This window comes from Nocardiopsis halophila DSM 44494 (genome assembly GCF_000341245.1).
In the GTDB taxonomy this organism is placed as follows: Bacteria; Actinomycetota; Actinomycetes; order Streptosporangiales; family Streptosporangiaceae; genus Nocardiopsis_A; species Nocardiopsis_A halophila.
In genome coordinates, this window is record NZ_ANAD01000014.1 from 30021 (window position 1) to 43406 (window position 13386).

The window sequence follows — 13386 nt, forward strand, 5'->3', positions numbered from 1 at the left end:
GGATCCGGTGAGTATCCTCGACGGGGTCGGGTCGACGGTGCCCCGTCCACGGCAGGCCCCATGCGGCCCGGCTTCTGCGCGGCGCACGCGCCCCGCGGACCCTGGGGCGCGGCAGTCGCCCGCGGCCGCGGCAGCCCCCCGCACGGNACGCGACCGGTTCCGGGACGAGTGCCGGCACCCGCCGCAGAACGACAGCCGAGCCGGTTCGGGGGGGAGCGCCAAGCATGGCTTCACGACGCCGCGGCCTCAGAGGGGCCGCCGATCTACTGCGCGAGGACGTGGTCGCGGGGTTCCTGCTGATCATCGGTGCGGTGGTCGCGCTGGTGTGGGCCAACTCCCCCGCGGGCGGCGCCTACGAGGCCATCCGGGACTTCACCTTCGGCCCCTCCGGCCTGCACCTGGAGCTGTCGGTGGAAGCCTGGGCCTCCGACGCCCTGCTGGCGGTGTTCTTCTTCATCGTCGGCAACGAGCTCAAGCAGGAGTTCGTCCACGGCGAGCTGCGCAACCCCCGCCGTGCGGTGCTGCCCATCGTGGCCGCGCTCTGCGGCATGGTCGTGCCCGCGCTGCTCTACACCGCGATCAACCTGGGCCGCCCCGAGGCGCTGGGCGGCTGGGGCATCCCGATGGCCACCGACATCGCCTTCGCCGTGGCGGTGCTGGCGGTGATCGGCCGCTACCTGCCCCCGGCGCTGCGCACCTTCCTGCTCACCCTGGCCATCGTCGACGACCTCGGCGCGATCGTGGTCATCGCGATCTTCTACACCGACCACGTCTCCTTCGTCCCGCTGCTGGGCGCCATCGCGCTGCTGGCGGTGTTCGCCTACCTCCAGCGCGGCGCCGGCCTCGCCGCCCGGCTGAACTCCTCCCGGCTGCCCAACTGGACCCTCTACCTGCCCCTGGCCGCCGCGATCTGGATGCTGGTCCACGCCAGCGGCGTGCACGCCACGATCGCCGGGGTGGCCATGGGCATGCTGATGCGGACCGTGGCGCAGCGGGGCGAGACCGAGTCCCCCTCGCACCGGGCCGAGCACCTGATCCGGCCGTGGGCCAACGGGATCGTGCTGCCGGTGTTCGCGCTGATGTCGGCCGGGGTGGTCTTCACCGGGTTCGGCACCATCTTCGCCGACACCGCGGCGCTCGGCGTGATCATCGGCCTGGTCGGCGGCAAGCTGATCGGCATCCTCGGCGGGTCGTGGGTGACCACCAAGCTCACCTCCGCCGAGCTCAACCCGTCGCTGAGCTGGATCGACATCGCGGGCATGGCGATGCTCGCCGGGATCGGGTTCACCGTGTCCCTGCTCATCACCGAGCTGTCCTTCCCCGGCGACCCGCACATGATGGAGGACGCCAAGTCCGGCGTCATCATCGCCTCGCTCATCGCCACCGTGCTGTCCACCTGCGTGCTGGCCGTCCGCAGTGCGCACTACCGGCGCCTGGGGACTCGCACCGCCGGGGGCGAGGGGCGGGCGGCCCTTCCGGGAGAATGACGGCCGGGGAGTGGGACGGGCGCCGGGCGGCCCGACACGCGGGGGCGAAGGGCCCGCTTCCACCCCGGACGCGGTTTCATAGGACACTGACCGTCGGAACGGACGGGCTCCGCTGCGGGCCGACGGCAACGCGTCACCAGGACGGAGCTGCGAAGCGAGCATGCCACGCAAAGCGTTCGCGTCGGGGTTCGCCGACGAGAGGCGCGTGAGCGCCAAGCGCGACGACCCGCTGCGCAGCCTGTGGAAGCGCCCGGCCAGCATCTTCGTGCTGTGCTTCGTGGCGGTGGACCTGCTCGGCGCGGGCCTGCTGATGCTGCCGGCCGCGCACGCCCGGGGCCCGGGCCTGGGCTTCGTCGACGCGCTGTTCACCTCCACCACCGCCCTGGCGGTGTGCGGGCTGAGCGTGATCGACTTGGGCGCCGAGCTGTCCGTGTTCGGCCAGCTCGTGGTCCTCGTGCTGATCCAGATCGGCGGGATCGGGATCATGACGCTGGCCTCGGTGCTGGGCGTGGTGGTGATCCACCGGTTCGGGCTGCGCATGCAGCTGAGCGTGCAGGCCGAGACCCGCGCCCTGCAGGTGGGCGACGTGCGCGGGGTGGTGGGCCGGATCGTGCTGGCCAGCCTGCTGTGCGAGGCCGCCGTGGCCGCCGTGCTGGTGCCGCGGTTCTGGCTGGAGCACGGCATGGCGCCGCACCTGGCGCTGTACCGGGGCGTGTTCCACTCGGTGTCCTCGTTCAACAACGCGGGCCTGTCGCTGTTCACCGACAGCCTGACCCGCTTCGCCGCCGACCCGCTGGTGGTCCTGCCCGCCGCGCTGGGCACCGTGCTGGGCGGGCTCGGCTTCCCGGTCCTCCTGGAGCTCCGCCGGCACCTGCGGCGCCCGCGCAAGTGGACCCTGCACACCAAGCTCACCGTGGTCACCACCTCGCTGCTGTTCCTGATGGGCGCGGTCGCGGTGACCCTGCTGGAGTGGAACAACCCCGCCACCCTGGGGCAGATGAGCTGGTGGCAGCGGATCCTGGACGGCACCTTCCACGGCATCATGCCGCGCAGCGGCGGGTTCAACGTGATCGACGTGGGCGAGATGAACCAGGCCACGCTGATGGTCGTGATGATGCTGATGTTCGTGGGCGGGGGCAGCGCCGGGACCGCCGGCGGGATCAAGGTCGCCACGCTGGCCGTGATCTTCCTGGTGGTCTGGGCCGAGATCCGCGGCAACCCGCAGGTGCACGTCTTCGGCCGCAAGCTCTCCCCCGGCGTCATCCGCCAGTCGCTGAGCCTGCTGTTCCTGTCCATGACGGTGGTGGTGCTGTCCACGGTGGCGCTGCTCGCGGCCACCTCCTACGACCTGGTGCGCATCCTGTTCGAGGTGATCTCGGCCTCGGCCGTGGTGGGGCTCTCCACCGGGATCACCCCGGACCTGCCGCCCGCGGCCCATATCCTGCTGGTCGTGCTGATGGTCGCCGGCCGGATCGGGCCGGTGACCTTCGCCGCGGCCCTGGCCCTGCGCGAGCGGACCAAGCGCTACGACCTGCCCGAGTCGCGCCCCATCATCGGTTAGACGAGCAAGGAGAAACGGCAGTGCCGCGCACCAAGACCAACGACAAGCGCGTCCTCGTCATCGGACTGGGGCGGTTCGGCAGTTCCCTGGCCCTGGAACTGGTGGCGCACAACTGGGAGGTCCTGGGCATGGACTCCAGCCCCCGGCTGGTCCAGGCCTACGCCGAGTCGCTGACCCACACCGTGGTCGCCGACGCCACCGACGAGGAGGCCCTACGCCAGATCGGGGCGCACGAGTTCTCCCGCGCCGTGGTGGCGATCGGCACCCACCTGGAGGAGAGCATTCTGGCCGCCTCCCTGCTGGTGGACATGGGTGTGCCGCACATCTGGGCCAAGGCGGTCAGCCGCCGGCACGGGCGCATCCTGCAGCAGGTGGGCGTCCACCACGTGGTACTGCCCGAGCACGACATGGGCGAGCGCGTCGCGCACCTGGTCTCCGGCCGGATGCTCGACTACGTGGAGATCGAGGAAGGGTTCGCGCTGGGCAAGACCCGGGCCCCGCGCGAGGTCATCGGCCGGCGCCTGGGCGACACCGGGATCCGCGCCAAGTACGGGATCACGGTGGTCAGCATCAAGCACCACGGCGAGCAGTTCACCTACGCCACCGAGAACACCGTGCCGCAGAAGGGCGATGTGATCGTGGTCGCAGGCAAGACCGACGACGTGGAGCGCTTCGCCGAGATCAACTGAGCCGCCGCGGGTCCGGGTGCGGGCCGGACGAACCACCCAAAATTGACAACCATTTTCATTTTCCCGATCATCGTCCCATGGGAACCAGGACGACGGTCAAGGTGGTGGCGGCCGGAGCGGCCGCCTCGGTCGCACTCGCTGGCTGCGGGGGCACGGACGCGGGCGGCGGAGACGGCGGCGGAGGGGCCGAGGTCACGGTCGTGACCGGCGTCTACCCGCTGCAGTGGCTGGCCGAGGAGGTCGGCGGGGACCGGACCTCGGTCTCCAACCTCACCGAGCCCGGTTCCGAGCCGCACGATCTGGAGCTGACCGGACGGCAGACCGGCGAGGTCTCCGACGCCGACGTGGTCTTCTACATCGACGGCCTGCAGCCGGCCGTGGACGACGCCGTCGCCGAGGTCTCCGACGGCAACGCGCTCGACGTGGCCGACCTGGTCGAGCTGCGCCCGGCCGAGGCCGACGAGGAGGGGCACGAGGGCCACGACCACGCCGAGGAGGGCCACGCGCACGAGGACGGCGAAGGGGAGCACGCCGAGGGCGACGGCCACGACCACGGCGACCACGACCCGCACATGTGGCTGGACACCGGGCGGATGGCCGACACCGCCGACGGGCTCGCCGACCGGCTGGCCGAGGCCGACCCGGACGGCGCCGAGGACTACCGCGCCAACGCCGAGCGGGTCCGCGGCGAGCTGGAGGCCATCGGCACCGAGTACGACGAGGGCCTGGCCGAGTGCGACGGCCGCGAGATGGTCGTCAACCACACCGCCTTCGGCTACCTGGCGGCCGAACACGGCCTGGAGCAGATCGGCATCTCGGGCCTGTCGCCCGAGACCGAGCCCTCCCCCGCCCGCCTCGCCGAGGTCGCCGAACTGGTCGAGGAGCACGACGTGTCGACCGTGTTCACCGAGACCCTGGTCAGCCCGGCGGTCGCGGAGACCATCGCCGACGAGGCCGGGGCCGAGACCGCGGTGCTCGACCCGCTCGAGGGCATCACCGAGGAGTCCCCCGGCGACGACTACCCCTCGGTCATGCGCGCCAACCTGGAGACGCTGAGCGAGGGGCTGGGCTGCTCCTGACCCGAACCGCACGACCCGCCTCGCCCCGGGCCCCGCCGCGATCCGCGGCGGGGCCCGTTTTCATGCAATCCCGCTCGTCGTGATTGCAGCTGCTTACAAGCCGCCTACATCCGGAGAAAGCGCCCCACACAGGAGATGCACGTGCGCTATCCTGATCAAAGTACGGTGCTAATGCACGTGCATCGACACTTGCACAGCGCCGCGCACACACAAGGTTGAAGGAGGAACGCAGCATCATGAGCGCGTACAACGGCATCCCCGCAACCGAGCTCACGAGCGCCGCCTGGCAGAAGAGCCAGCGCAGCAACTCCCGCGGCTCGTGCGTGGAGATGGCCAAGCTCCCCGACGGCTCGATCGCGGTGCGCAACTCCCGGTTCCCGGGCGGGCCGGCCCTGCTCTACACCCAGGCCGAGATCGACGCCCTGATCCTGGGCGCGAAGGACGGAGACTTCGACAACTTCCTGAGCTGAACGGCCCTGAAGGGCCCGAGACCGAATGCGGCCTCTCCCCGCAGGCCGCTGAGGGAGCTCCGGACGACCAGAGACAGGATTCGGGGGACGGAGCTCCCCGACCCCTCGGCCCCGTCCCGACGCACACCGGGACGGGGCGCTCTGCACTTCGGTGCCCGCCGCCCGTGGGTCCGGGCGGCGGGCACCGCCGTCATCGCCAGGGTCCGGCCGCGTTCGCGTCTCGGGCGCCGCGCCTTCCGGTCGCCCGGTTCTCAGAGCACAGCGCCCGGTTCTCAGAGCACATCAGAGCACACCGGTCACAGGCGCCCCTCGAGTCCGTGCTCCAGAAGCCGCCAGGAGGATCAGAACTCGTCGACCATGTCCTTGAGGATCTCCTGCGTCTCCGTGGGAGGGCAGGCGATGACGCTCAGCTTCTCCATGGCCATGGTGTAGGCGTCGACCTCCATCCTCTTGTCGAGGCAGAGGGAGCCGGTCAGGTGCTCGACGTAGACGATGTCGGACAGCTCGAAGTCCGGGTAGCGCAGGATCGAGAAGGATCCCGCCTCGGCCGCGTGCACGCCGGCGCTGAACGGGACGATCTGCAGCGTGATGTGGGGGTGGTCGCACGCCTCCACCAGCCGCTGCATCTGGCGGCGCATCAGCTCGGGGCCTCCGACGGGGCGCCGCACGGCGGCCTCGTCGAGGATGGCCCACAGCTTCACGTTGGGCTCGTCGAGCCGGCGCTGGCGCCGCATGCGCACCTTCACGCGGTCCTCGGTGGCCTGGTCGGGCAGGCCGACGCCGCCGTTGATCACCGCGCGGGCGTACTCCTCGGTCTGCAGCAGGCCGTGGATGAACTGCGCCTCGTACACGCGGATGCGGCTGGCCGCCTCCTCCAGGCCCACGTAGACCTGGAACCAGTTGGGCAGCGCCTCACCGTACTGCTGCCACCAGCCCGGCTTGTTGGTGTCGCGGGCCATCTGGCCCATGGTGCGGATGAGGTCGCGGTCCTCGACCCCGTAGAGCACGAGCAGGTCCTCGACGTCGCGGGCCTTGAAGCCCACGCGCCCCAGCTCCATGCGGCTGATCTTGGACTCGGAGCCGCGGATGTGGTGGCCCGCCTCGCCGCGCGAGACCCCGGCCTTCTCGCGGTACTTGCGCAGTTCCGATCCGAGCAGCATACGGCGCACGGTCGGACCGGCGCCCTGCTTGATGCGCGCGATGCCGCTCATGACCGCTGCCTCCCCAGACCTGGCCGTCCGGCGCCGCCCTTCCCGCGGCCGCGGGGCGGCCGGGCGCCGTGGAACTCACTCGTCCATCCCCCCACGATAGCGCCGCCGCACGCAGGTGTTCGGTCGGCGCGGGGCGGATCCGCCCACAGATTCCGAGTGTGGCGGGCATCACCGCGGGTCGGGGCGGGGGTAGGGAGGAGGGACGGCTCAGGCGAACAGCGCCCAGACGTACTTGCCGCGCGGCGGGGCCAGGACCACGCCCCACTCCCGGGAAAAGCACCCGACCAGGTGCAATCCCCTCCCCGTCTCCAGAAGGAGGTCCGGCTCCCGGGGGGACGGGACCCGGACGGAGGGGTCCTGGACGGCGCACACCGCCTGCCCCGCTCGGCGCAGGAGGCGGACGCGGATAACGTTCCCGTATCCGTACGAAGCGGTCTGGGCGGGCAGTCCGTGCCGGACGGCGTTGGTGACCAGTTCGGACAGGACCAGCTCGGCGTCGCCGACGAACCCGTCCATGCCCCACACCCCCAGGACGCGGGCGCCCAGTTCGCGTGCGGCCCCGGGCGCCCCGGGGGCGGCCGGCAGGTCGAAGGCGACGTCCGCGCGGCCGCGGGCGGCCTCCACCGCGATGCTCGCCGCCGGTTCGCCCGAGCGGAGCGCCCCGACCCACCAGTCGGCGGCCCCGAGCTCCCTGCCGGCCGGCGCCGTCTCCGTGCCGCCCGGTCCTGCCCCTTGCCGTGACGGTCCGCTCACCGCGATCCCCTCGCAGTCGTGTCGAGTCCCGAGCTCCATGGCCGGTCCCGGCCGAACACGCCGGACACCGGCGGCCGAGGCGCTCCGCGCACGGCCCAAATGCACGTGCATCTTCCTCATGCACGCATCCTAGGACACCGGCCCCGCGGGGACAGGGGATTCCGATAGTTCAGACCCGAACTTTCTCCGACGCCTCTTCCGGTCCAGGTCGGAGGGGGCGAAGGGGACCGCAGCACGGGCCGGCGCCTCAGGCCGCCAGCAGATCCTGCCCCGACACCCGGTCGGGATAGTCGGTGATGATGCCGTCCACTCCGTCGCGCACCAGGCGGCGGATGGCGCCGGGGTGGTTGGCGGTCCAGCCGAACATGCCCAGTCCCTGGCCGTGCACCTGGCGCACATAGGGGGCGGTGACCCGCAGGTGGTGGGGGTGCACCTGGCGGGCGTAGCGGGCCAGGCGGCGCAGCCCGAGCCGCCCGTAGGGGCGCCCCAGCGCCGCCGTGCACAGGCCGGGCAGGGCCTCGGCGAGGACGCGCAGCACCACCCAGTCGAAGCTCTGCACCATGAGGGTGCCGTCCCGGCGCGCGCTGCGCCAGTAGGGGTCGTGCGCGAGGAAGTCGAGGATTCGGGCGCACAGGAGCGGGTCGCGGCGCTGGACCTTCAGCTCGACCAGGGCGCCGCAGCCGGTCTGGCGCAGGACGTCGAGGGCCTCGCGCAGGGTGGGGACACGCTGGCCGGCGTAGCGGTCGGCGAACCAGGACCCGGCGTCGAGGGTGCGGATCTCGGCCAGGGTGAAGTCCTGGATGCGCCAGGGGCGCCGGTCCGGGAAGCGCAGCACGGCGTCGGTGGTCCGGGCCAGCGTGGGGTCGTGGACGACGACGAGCTCGTCGTCGGCGGTGCGCCGGACGTCGATCTCGCACATGTGCGCCCCCAGACGCGGCGCGGCCTCCAGAGCGGCGAGCGTGTTCTCCGGCGCGTACGCGGAGGCGCCGCGGTGTGCGACGACGATCACCGTCCACCCACCCCCGACCTTCTCCGCGAATCCGAACTCGTAGCGTTACGATACCTGGATTCTCAGCCGAATTTCGTCACCGCACGTAGTCGCCAGTGGCCTCTACCCGCCGAGTGGTGCCACCCCCACGGCGACGGTGGGGAACACCCCTCCGTGTGAGGGGCGCGAGCGAGCGGCCGCCATCATACTGCTACCGAAAGTAATTGGGGGCGAACCCGGAGTTTCCCCCGGGCGACACGGGAGCGACCCCCGGGCAGGCGGGTACCGGCGCCGGGGAGCGGGAACATCACGCTGCGTGATGAAGCGGCGTGCCGAGAAGGGGGCGTCCGCCGCATCCGGCCACCGGGGGGTGAACCTGCCGTCCCGACCCGCCGGAACGCATCCGGCGCCGCGGCGACGGCCGACGGCCCCCGCACCGCACTGAGAAGGCCGCCATCGCCCTGGCCCCCTCAGGGCCCCCGAAGGTCGCACGGACCCGCGCACGGCCCGCGCAGCGCGTTCAGCGGGCTCTGAACCCCGTCCCCGGCTCAGGGCTCAGGCCACGTGCGCGCGGGAAGCGATCCCGTAGAACTCGCGGGCGTTGGTCGTGAAGGCGCGCTCGGCCAGGTCCTCGCCGAGCGCGTCGGCGACCAGGTCGGCGTCGGAGTCGCGGAAGGGGCGGTCGGCCCGTGTCGAGGGCAGGTCGGTGCCGAACATCAGCGCGCCCGGGTTGACCCCGGCGATGGCGCGCAAGGCATCGGCCACGTCCATGTCGACCCGGCCGAACCCGGTCGCCTTCACCCGCGCCCCGGAGGCCACCAGGTCGAGCAGGGCCGGCAGCCCCTCGGCGGACAGGCCCAGGTGGTCCACGGCCACCCGGGGCAGCGGGGAGATCAGCGAGGAGATCTCCGGCAGCCGGCGGGAGTCGACGTAGAACTCGGCGGGCCAGCCCAGCAGGTCGGCCGCGCGCAGGCCCAGCTGGACCTGGGCGTCCAGGTCCCGGGTCATGCCCCGGTGCAGGTTGAAGCGCAGGGCCCGCACCCCGGCCGCGTGCAGGTCGCGCAGCTGGGAGTCGGAGGTGTCCGGCGGCAGCTGGGCGACACCGACGAACGTGGGCCCCAGCTCCCGCAGGGCGGCCAGCAGGTGGTCCTGCACAGTGCCCTGGTAGGACCCGGCGACCACGGCACCGCCGGTGACGCCCAGCGGCGCGGTGCGCTCCCTGTAGTCCTGGACGGTGAACGGCTCAGGGGTGAACCCGTCGTTGGCCGCCGTCGGGAAGCGGGGGTCGATGATGTGCAGGTGGGCGTCGAACAACGCCATCGCCTTTCAGCCGGGGATGCGGTGCGGGCGGCACGGGGTGGCTGACCGCCCTGGCGCGGCCCGTCGGCGCGCGGGTCCGCCGCTTCCACCGTAGCGCCCGCGGTACGCCGGGTGCCGCCGGAGCGGCGCGGACGTGCCGCCGCGCCCGCCGAATGCGCAGGTGGGATCCGCGGCACCGACGCCGATTCGCGCCCGGTCGGCGCGGCGGCGCGATCTCGGTCACGCAACCACCGGGCCCCCACATACCACTCGGTCGGTCGGCCCGGATAGGATCGCCCCGGATGTGTCCTGGACCACTCGACACCAGTCCCCACTAGGAGGTTCCCATGGCCGAGACCCCCCGTCGCGTCGCCCTGGTCACCGGCGCCGCCCGCGGCATCGGCGCCGCCACCGCGCGCCGCCTGGCCGCCGAGGGGCGCGCCGTCGGCGTCCTGGACCTGAACGAGGCCGACGCCAAGCGCACCGCCGACGCCATCACCGCCGACGGCGGCGAGGCGGTGGCCGTCGGCGCCGACGTCTCCGACGCCGAGCAGGTCGAGCGGGCGGTGGCCGAGGTCGCCGAGCGCCTGGGCCCGCCGACCATCCTGGTCAACAACGCCGGCGTCATCCGCGACAACCTCATCTTCAAGATGAGCGAGGACGACTGGGACACCGTCATGAACGTGCACCTGCGCGGCGCGTTCCTGGTGACCCGCGCCGTCCAGGCCCACATGACCAAGGAGGGCTTCGGGCGCATCGTCAACCTCTCCAGCAGCTCGGCCCAGGGCAACCGGGGTCAGGTCAACTACTCCGCCGCCAAGGCCGGCATGCAGGGCTTCACCAAGACCCTCGCCATCGAGCTGGGCAAGTTCGGCGTGACCGCCAACGCGGTGGCGCCCGGGTTCATCGAGACCGACATGACGGCGTCCACCGCCGCGCGCGTCGGGGTGGACTTCGACGACTTCAAGAAGGCGGCGGCCGACTCCATCCCGGTGCGCCGCACCGGCCGCCCCGAGGACATCGCCAACACCATCGCGTTCCTGACCGGCGAGGAGGCCGGGTTCGTCTCCGGCCAGGTCATCTACGTGTCCGGCGGTCCCCTGGACTGACGCGCCGTCCCCACCCCAGCGGTCCCACGGAGGTTTCATGTCAACGGTCACCGAAGGGGCGGCGCTGGACGCCGCCGAACTGCGGCGGCGGGTCGCCGGATTCGTCGCCGAGCACGACCCAGCGACCACCGGGCAGAAGGAGTTCCTGGCCGCGCGCTTCGACGCCGGTCTCGCCTGGGTCCACTTCCCCGAGGGCGCGGGCGGCCTGGGCGCGCCGCGCGCGCTGCAGTCCGTCGTCGACGACGAGTTCGCCCGCCTGGGGGCCGCCCCTGAGGGCCGCGAAGGACTGGTGATCGGCCTGGGGATGGCGGCGCCGACCATCCTGGCCTTCGGCACGCCCGAGCAGCGCGAGCGCTTCCTCAAGCCGCTGTACACCGGCGAAGAGGTGTGGTGCCAGCTGTTCAGCGAGCCGGGGGCCGGGTCGGACCTGGCGGCGCTGGGCACCCGGGCGGTGCGGGACGGCGACGCGTGGACGGTCAACGGCCAGAAGGTGTGGACCTCCCTGGCCCACCAGGCGCGGTGGGCCATCCTCGTCACCCGCACCGACCCGGACGTCCCCAAGCACGCCGGGATGACCTACTTCATCTGCGACATGCAGGCCGAGGGCGTCGAGGTGCGCCCGCTGCGGCAGATCACCGGCGAGGCCGAGTTCAACGAGGTGTACCTGACCGACGTGCGCCTGCCGGACTCCCTCCGGCTGGGCGGGGTCGGCCAGGGGTGGAAGGTCGCCCAGACCACCCTGATGAACGAGCGGGTGGCCATCGGCGGCCAGCCGGACCCGCGCGAGGGCGGGCTGATCGGGATCGTCGCCGACCTGTGGCGGGACCGGCCCGAGCTGCGCACCTCCGGCGCGCACGACGCGCTCATGCGGCTGTGGGTCGAGGCCGAGGCGGCGCGGATGACCAAGGAGCGGCTGCGCCAGCAGCTCGCCGTGGGGCAGCCGGGGCCGGAGGGGTCGGCCGCCAAGTACGCCTTCTCCCGCCTGAACCAGGAGATCTCCGGCCTGGAGCTGGAGCTGCTGGGGCAGGAGGGGCTGCTCTACGACGACTGGACCTTCCGCCGCCCTGAGGGGGTGGCCTTCACCAAGCGCGGGGCGGGCTTCCACTACCTGCGCAGCAAGGGCAACTCCATCGAGGGCGGGACCACGGAGATCCTGCGCAACATCATCGCCGAGCGCATCCTCGGGCTGCCCGCCGAGCCCCGGGTGGACAAGGACGTCGCGTGGAAGGACCTGCCGAAATGAGCACCGGAAGCAGCACCGGAAGCACGGAGACGGGCGAAGCCGCGGTGGACCTGCTCTACGGCGAGGTCGAGGAGGAGCTGCGCGCCAGCGTGCGGGCGCTCCTGGCGGACAAGTGCCCGGCCGAGGCGGTCCTGGCGCGGGTCGAGACGGACGAGGTCGCCGACGGCGCGCTGGCCAAGGAGCTCGCGGGGCTGGGCGCGGTCGGGCTGCCGCTGCCGGAGGCGCTCGGCGGGGCCGGGGCGTCCTGGCGTGAGGCCTCGGTGGTCGCCGAGGAGCTGGGGCGGGCGGTCGCGCCGGTGCCGTTCCTGGGCAGCGCGGTGCTGGCGACGGCGGCGCTGCAGGAGGCCGTCGCCCTGGCGGAGAAGGGCAGCGCCGGGGTCGAGGCCGACACCGAGGCGGGGCCCGAGGCGCTGCGCTCGCTGGCCACCGGCGACGCCTGGGGCGCGCTGGCGGTGCCGCTGGCCACGGCTCCCCCGGTCGGGGCGGCGTTCCCGGCGGCCGTTCGCGCGCAGGGCGGGCGGCTCACCGGGACGGTGGGGGGCGTGGTGGACGCGCTCCCGGCCGACCTGCTGCTGGTGCCGGCGCTGGGGCCGGGCGGGTCGGAGCTGTACCTGGTGGAGGCCGGGGACGCGGAGGTGAAGGGGCTGACCACCCTGGACCTGACGCGCCCGCTCGCGGACGTGGAGCTGGACGGCGCGCCGGGCCGGCTGCTGGCCTCGGGCGAGGCGGCGGAGCGGGCGGTGGCCCGCGCCCTGCGGACGGGCGCGGCGCTGCTGGCGGCCGAACAGCTGGGGACGGCGGAGTGGGCGCTGGAGGCGACGGTGGCCTACCTGAAGACCCGGACCCAGTTCGGGCGCCCGGTGGGCTCCTTCCAGGCGCTGAAGCACCGGCTGGCGGACCTGTGGGTGTCGATCGCCCAGGCGCGGGCGGTGGTCCGGGCGGCGGCCGACACGGCGGGCGAGGACACCGAGGAGGCGCGGATCAACGCGTCGATGGCCCAGGCGTTCGTGTCGGGCGTGGCCGTGAAGGCGGCGGAGGAGGCGGTGCAGCTGCACGGCGGCATCGGCTTCACCTGGGAGCACCCGGCCCACCTGTACCTGAAGCGCGCCAAGAGCGCGGCCATCGCCCTCGGCACGGCCGACCGTCACCGCGCCCTGCTGGCGGGCCTGGTGGAGCTGCCGTCGGCATAGGGCGTAGTCCCGTTGCCAGGGACGGCGAGAGCAAGGGGGGGGGTGCCGCGCCGTGGGAATCCGTTCCCTGGCCCGGCACCCCCTGGCTGCATGCCGGACCATGCCGAATGAGGACCGGACCTGTCCCTGGCGAGTGCGCGAAGAATCGCTTTTCGGTAACGTCGCACATCCACGCAGGTCAATAAGGGGAAAGCCCCGCGAAGGCGGGGATGGCCCGTTCACCGCCGAACTCCTCGCCGTCGCCAGCCAGAAAGCCCCGCGGACGCGGGGATGGCCCGGCCTTGCGGGCCTCCTGGTGGGGCGGGGC

General features: G+C 72.8%; 12 protein-coding genes. 8 read left to right on the forward strand and 4 right to left on the reverse strand.

The features are described from left to right. Positions 1-224: 224 nt before the first annotated feature. The 5 genes from nhaA (at position 225) to D450_RS0101780 (ending at position 5286) form a co-directional block, all read left to right on the forward strand. Positions 225-1487: a Na+/H+ antiporter NhaA gene (gene nhaA / locus D450_RS0101760; protein ID WP_026128326.1), complete on the forward strand. Its 1263-nt coding sequence runs from the start codon at positions 225-227 to the stop codon at positions 1485-1487. A gap of 160 nt (positions 1488-1647) precedes the next feature. Beyond that, positions 1648-3048, forward strand: coding sequence for a TrkH family potassium uptake protein (locus D450_RS0101765; protein WP_394296808.1), 1401 nt, complete (start codon positions 1648-1650; stop codon positions 3046-3048). 20 nt (positions 3049-3068) lie between these two features. Then, on the forward strand, positions 3069-3737 hold the full coding sequence (locus D450_RS0101770; protein WP_017536966.1) for a potassium channel family protein: 669 nt from the start codon (positions 3069-3071) through the stop codon (positions 3735-3737). A gap of 77 nt (positions 3738-3814) precedes the next feature. Beyond that, positions 3815-4816, forward strand: coding sequence for a metal ABC transporter substrate-binding protein (locus tag D450_RS0101775; RefSeq protein WP_017536967.1), 1002 nt, complete (start codon positions 3815-3817; stop codon positions 4814-4816). 236 nt (positions 4817-5052) lie between these two features. Next, positions 5053-5286: a DUF397 domain-containing protein gene (locus D450_RS0101780; RefSeq protein ID WP_017536968.1), complete on the forward strand. Its 234-nt coding sequence runs from the start codon at positions 5053-5055 to the stop codon at positions 5284-5286. Between the two features lie 341 nt (positions 5287-5627). Here D450_RS0101780 and D450_RS0101785 read toward each other — a convergent pair whose 3' ends face one another. The 4 genes from D450_RS0101785 to D450_RS0101800 all read right to left on the reverse strand — a co-directional run bounded on the left by D450_RS0101785 (position 5628) and on the right by D450_RS0101800 (position 9558). Then, entirely contained in the window at positions 5628-6497 is an 870-nt protein-coding gene (locus tag D450_RS0101785) for a helix-turn-helix domain-containing protein (protein ID WP_017536969.1), read from the reverse strand. Positions 6498-6704: 207 nt separating this feature from the next. Further along, positions 6705-7250 (reverse strand): ATP-binding protein, encoded by a 546-nt coding sequence (locus D450_RS0101790; protein ID WP_017536970.1) that lies wholly within the window; start codon positions 7248-7250, stop codon positions 6705-6707. Positions 7251-7497: 247 nt separating this feature from the next. Then, positions 7498-8259 carry a glycerophosphodiester phosphodiesterase gene (locus D450_RS0101795; RefSeq protein ID WP_017536971.1) on the reverse strand — a complete coding sequence of 254 codons (762 nt, stop codon included), beginning with the start codon at positions 8257-8259 and terminating at the stop codon, positions 7498-7500. Between the two features lie 534 nt (positions 8260-8793). Beyond that, positions 8794-9558: an amidohydrolase family protein gene (locus tag D450_RS0101800; protein ID WP_017536972.1), complete on the reverse strand. Its 765-nt coding sequence runs from the start codon at positions 9556-9558 to the stop codon at positions 8794-8796. A 326-nt stretch (positions 9559-9884) separates the two neighbouring features. Between D450_RS0101800 and fabG the strand changes: the two genes are divergently transcribed. From fabG to D450_RS0101815, 3 genes are read left to right on the forward strand one after another with little or no spacing between them, the layout of a single operon-like run. Beyond that, entirely contained in the window at positions 9885-10646 is a 762-nt protein-coding gene (gene fabG / locus D450_RS0101805) for a 3-oxoacyl-ACP reductase FabG (RefSeq protein ID WP_017536973.1), read from the forward strand. 37 nt (positions 10647-10683) lie between these two features. Next, the gene (locus tag D450_RS0101810) at positions 10684-11889 is read left to right on the forward strand and encodes an acyl-CoA dehydrogenase family protein (protein ID WP_017536974.1); all 1206 of its coding nucleotides are present in this window, start codon (positions 10684-10686) and stop codon (positions 11887-11889) included. Beyond that, positions 11886-13079, forward strand: a complete 1194-nt coding sequence (locus D450_RS0101815; RefSeq protein ID WP_017536975.1) for an acyl-CoA dehydrogenase family protein — start codon at positions 11886-11888, stop codon at positions 13077-13079. The genes D450_RS0101810 and D450_RS0101815 overlap by 4 nt, the downstream gene beginning before the upstream one ends. The last annotated feature ends 307 nt before the right edge of the window (positions 13080-13386 follow it).

What these genes read in the sequence shown, in the direction of transcription:
- nhaA (WP_026128326.1), top strand. Translation starts at nt 225, where the DNA reads ATGGCTTCACGACGCCGCGGCCTCAGAGGGGCCGCCGATCTACTGCGC.
- D450_RS0101765 (WP_394296808.1), top strand. Translation starts at nt 1,648, where the DNA reads ATGCCACGCAAAGCGTTCGCGTCGGGGTTCGCCGACGAGAGGCGCGTG.
- D450_RS0101775 (WP_017536967.1), top strand. Translation starts at nt 3,815, where the DNA reads ATGGGAACCAGGACGACGGTCAAGGTGGTGGCGGCCGGAGCGGCCGCC.
- D450_RS0101780 (WP_017536968.1), top strand. Translation starts at nt 5,053, where the DNA reads ATGAGCGCGTACAACGGCATCCCCGCAACCGAGCTCACGAGCGCCGCC.
- D450_RS0101785 (WP_017536969.1), bottom strand. Translation starts at nt 6,497, where the DNA reads ATGAGCGGCATCGCGCGCATCAAGCAGGGCGCCGGTCCGACCGTGCGC.
- D450_RS0101800 (WP_017536972.1), bottom strand. Translation starts at nt 9,558, where the DNA reads ATGGCGTTGTTCGACGCCCACCTGCACATCATCGACCCCCGCTTCCCG.
- fabG (WP_017536973.1), top strand. Translation starts at nt 9,885, where the DNA reads ATGGCCGAGACCCCCCGTCGCGTCGCCCTGGTCACCGGCGCCGCCCGC.
- D450_RS0101810 (WP_017536974.1), top strand. Translation starts at nt 10,684, where the DNA reads ATGTCAACGGTCACCGAAGGGGCGGCGCTGGACGCCGCCGAACTGCGG.
- D450_RS0101815 (WP_017536975.1), top strand. Translation starts at nt 11,886, where the DNA reads ATGAGCACCGGAAGCAGCACCGGAAGCACGGAGACGGGCGAAGCCGCG.